We start from the raw sequence: 3,476 nt of genomic DNA, 5'->3' as shown, positions 1-3,476 counted from the left end.
AATTGGCACGAAAGCCACGACCCGGTGATTGCTGCCCCGATTCTTGCTGATTCCACATCTTTTCAACTTTATAAAGATAATTTGATGGAAATTTATCACTCTTTGGATAATGATTATCCTGCGTCTGCAATCAGAGATTATATCGAAAATATTCTGGAATTGCCTCCAAACCAAGTTGAAAATAGTTCTCTGCGTCAAAATTTTCCCAATCCATTCTTCCAAAAAACAGAAATTTCTTATGCGCTAAAAGAAGATTTCAATTCCGGCAATATTCTAATTTATAATATAAGAGGGCAGCTTGTAAAAAAAATCGCTCTTGGAAATTCCAATATCGGTTCTGTTTTCTGGAATGGAAAAGATAAAAACGGGCAAATCGTGGGTAGCGGAATTTATTTCTATAAGCTGGAAGCGAATGAAGAAACGGTTGATGCAAAACGTATGCTTCTAATCAGATAAGGATGTGAAAAATGAAACGAATCATAGCATTATTAATATTAATTTCAATAGCGGTTTTGATCGGTTGCAGTGATGGGAAAACAGATTCCAGTAAAAACTTGAAAATATTAATAGATCCCGCTGAGCAGACCATTGTTCAAAATCAGGTTGCCCAATTTTCCTTAAAAATTGAGAATGTGGAAGATCTTTTTGGGGTAGCTGTGGAGATTAGTTTTGACAGCACTCTCGTTGAGATTCCCGAAAACTGTTTGACCTCAGGAGAATTTTGGGGAAATTCTGTTACATTTACTCAAGCGATATCCGAATCGGGACGCTTGAGCATGATCTGTTCTTTATTCAACGGTGATCAGGCGATAAACGGAAGTGGAGAACTTATGAAATTTTCTCTTAGGGGAATAGCAAACGGTTCATCTCCTATTACAATTTATAGACTCCAGTTGTATAAGGAAAACGGTGAAAGTGTGTCGGGATTATATGACATTGATATTGAAAATGGATTGCTGAAAATCGAATAAGGATTATCAACTCTCAATCTACAATGTCCGAGGGCAATTAATAAAAAGATACAGCGGGAAAAAGGACAATTTTTTGGCAAAGACCACGATCACTTGGGATGGCAGAAATTCCGCTGGTAGAGAAGTATCGCCCGGAACGTATTTTTATAAACTGGAATACGGAAATAATGCGGTTGTGAGGAAGATGGTGAAGGTGGGGGAGTAGTTGTTTGTTGGTGGTTGCTTGTTTGTCATTTTTACTTCTATAATATTCTAATTTCTTTTTTCAATTTTAATATCAAATATTTCAATTAATTTTCTATCAATAAGATGTAAGATTTTCTTTCCTATGTTTCCAATTACTCCCACTGCTAGATTTGTATCTAAGGTTGCCAATTTATTTAGACGAAGAATAGAATCCTTTTTCAAACCATTTTCTTCATTCATTGATAATTTAATATCGGAACGAAATTTTGCTTTCCATGTAGTTGTAATAAATGCAACAATAATATCATATCTCCCCTGAAATAAAACAAAGCCGGTCGCAGTTTTTTCCCAGATAAATCCGTGAACGGAAAGGGAATCAGAATAATATCACCTTTTTTCATGGGAATCACCTATGATATCATCAAGAGAATAAATACTTTCTTCATCTTTTAGAAATTTAAAACTTGTTCCGGAGGAAACATAAAATTCAAGTTCCTTTTTAATTTGATTTTCCTCATGTTTCTGCTTGACAAATTCAGCGATTTCTTCCAGTTTTTGCATTGGTAAAATAGACAAATATTTGACCGTTTGACTTATTAAAATTTTCCTATTTGTAGATTTATTTTTTTCTAACATATAATAACTCCTGTTTTTTTCTTTTCATTGACATCATTTCTTTTGAGTCTGTCTTTTATAATTCAAATATTTTCTCAGAATAACCAATAAAATCTTAACTTCTTTGCTTAAAAATAAAGTGAAAATTTGTTCCAAACAATTATCAGTAGAAATTTTTATGTCAATCTTTACTTTTTCAGATTTTGAATTTTTTCTATGATGTCTGTAGTGGATTTTCCATAAACGAATTGCAGGCTTTTCACTTCACCACCATTTTGCAGAACAATGTCATTGCCCACGATTTCTTCCGTTTTCCAATCCCCACCTTTGACCAGCACATCCGGGACTACTATTTTAATAAGTTCGTAGGGTGTGTCTTCGTCAAAAATTGTAACATAATCCACATTCCTGAGTGCTCCCAAAACCAATGCTCTATCTTCTTGGGAATTGATAGGTCGGTCATTACCTTTCAGTCTTCTTACAGATTCATCGCTATTTACTCCAACGATCAGAACATCTCCTAACAGTTTCGCATCTCGGAGATATTCCACGTGACCTCTGTGTAAAATGTCGAAACAGCCGTTAGTGAAAACAATTTTTTTCTTCTTTTTGTGTAACTGATTTGCAATTTTTTCAATTCCACTTTTTGTTAATATCATGATTCCTCAATGTGCTTCCAATTATGGAAAGAATTGATTATCTCTTCTGTGGTAACACTTGCAGCGCCGATTTTCCCACAAACCACTCCAGCTGCGTGATTCGCTATTATTGATGCCGTTCTGATGTCGCACCCACTACAAAGTGCCAGCGTGAGCGTGCTTATCACCGTATCTCCGGCACCGGAAACATCGTAAACTTCCTGAGAAAAAGTGGGAATCGTCCAGTATTCACCACTTTGATTATAGATGAACATCCCGTCTTTTCCCAATGTGATGAGCAAGTATCTCGCATTTAATTTTTTGATCAACTTTTCGGCTGCTGTGATTAAATCTTTATCATTTTGAATTTCATGCCCGAAACTTTTTTCCACTTCTATTTTGTTTGGTTTGAACAGTGAAATATTTTTATATTCAAAAAAGTTAGTATTTTTTGGGTCAACCGAGATTATCACGTCATTTTCATTTGCGAGTTTGATGATTTTTTTTATCAAATTTTTGGATAAAAATCCTTTATTGTAATCTTGTAGGATGACGCCATCCACAGTCGAGATAATTTTCTTAATATAATTTAAAATTTCCTTTTCTATCTCGTGGTGATTATATTTGGGATTTTCAAAATCAATGCGAAGCAAGTGCTGGTTTCTGGCAACAATTCGAGTTTTTTTGATTGTCGGTTTGTTCGCAGCCAAAAAAATTCCTTCGGTTGAGATTCTACTTTCAGCAAAAAGAGTTTTAACAATCGTACCATTTGCATCTTGACCGATTGTGCCAATAGTCAGCGGGGTGGCAGATAGACTTTTTATATTGTTGGAAACATTGGCAGCTCCACCGAGACAATGTTTTTCTCCAGAAGCATTTACAACCGGAACAGGTGCTTCCGGCGAAATCCTGCTAACATCACCAAAAATATAATGGTCAAGCATCAGATCACCGATCACAATAATTTTTTTTTGGGAAAAAGAGTCTAATATTTTTTTTAAATTTTCAAGTGAAATTTCCATGTTTTTACTTCCTTATTCAGATTTTAGCCACGTTTTTTCACCGC

At 35.0% G+C, this 3,476-nt stretch carries 6 protein-coding genes and 1 pseudogene; 3 read left to right on the top strand and 4 right to left on the bottom strand.

Annotated features, from left to right (window positions below):
• The 3 genes and pseudogenes from U9P79_05405 to U9P79_05395 form a co-directional block, all read left to right on the top strand.
• On the top strand, positions 1-456 hold a 456-nt coding region (locus U9P79_05405; protein ID MEA2104064.1), incomplete at its 5' end, for a FlgD immunoglobulin-like domain containing protein.
• Positions 457-467: 11 nt separating this feature from the next.
• Complete coding sequence (locus tag U9P79_05400; protein MEA2104063.1) at positions 468-971, top strand: cohesin domain-containing protein; 504 nt, start codon at positions 468-470, stop codon at positions 969-971.
• Between the two features lie 10 nt (positions 972-981).
• Positions 982-1,176 (top strand): annotated as a pseudogene (locus U9P79_05395) (T9SS type A sorting domain-containing protein).
• 47 nt (positions 1,177-1,223) lie between these two features.
• On the opposite strand, the gene U9P79_05390 reads toward U9P79_05395, so the two are convergent.
• The 4 genes from U9P79_05390 to rfaE1 form a co-directional block, all read right to left on the bottom strand.
• Positions 1,224-1,409 carry a hypothetical protein gene (locus tag U9P79_05390; protein ID MEA2104062.1) on the bottom strand — a complete coding sequence of 62 codons (186 nt, stop codon included), beginning with the start codon at positions 1,407-1,409 and terminating at the stop codon, positions 1,224-1,226.
• A gap of 135 nt (positions 1,410-1,544) precedes the next feature.
• A complete protein-coding gene (locus tag U9P79_05385) occupies positions 1,545-1,793 on the bottom strand; it encodes a hypothetical protein (protein MEA2104061.1) in 249 nt (82 codons plus the stop codon).
• Between the two features lie 167 nt (positions 1,794-1,960).
• Positions 1,961-2,431 (bottom strand): D-glycero-beta-D-manno-heptose 1-phosphate adenylyltransferase, encoded by a 471-nt coding sequence (gene rfaE2 / locus U9P79_05380; protein MEA2104060.1) that lies wholly within the window; start codon positions 2,429-2,431, stop codon positions 1,961-1,963.
• Positions 2,428-3,432 carry a D-glycero-beta-D-manno-heptose-7-phosphate kinase gene (gene rfaE1 / locus U9P79_05375; protein ID MEA2104059.1) on the bottom strand — a complete coding sequence of 335 codons (1,005 nt, stop codon included), beginning with the start codon at positions 3,430-3,432 and terminating at the stop codon, positions 2,428-2,430. Before rfaE1 ends, rfaE2 begins: the two co-directional genes overlap by 4 nt.
• Positions 3,433-3,476: the final 44 nt, after the last annotated feature.

Source organism: Candidatus Cloacimonadota bacterium, from assembly GCA_034661015.1.
Taxonomy (GTDB): domain Bacteria; phylum Cloacimonadota; class Cloacimonadia; order JGIOTU-2; family JGIOTU-2; genus JAYEKN01.
Note: the sequence above shows the minus strand (reverse complement) of the source record. Positions and strands in the feature narration are given on the sequence as shown.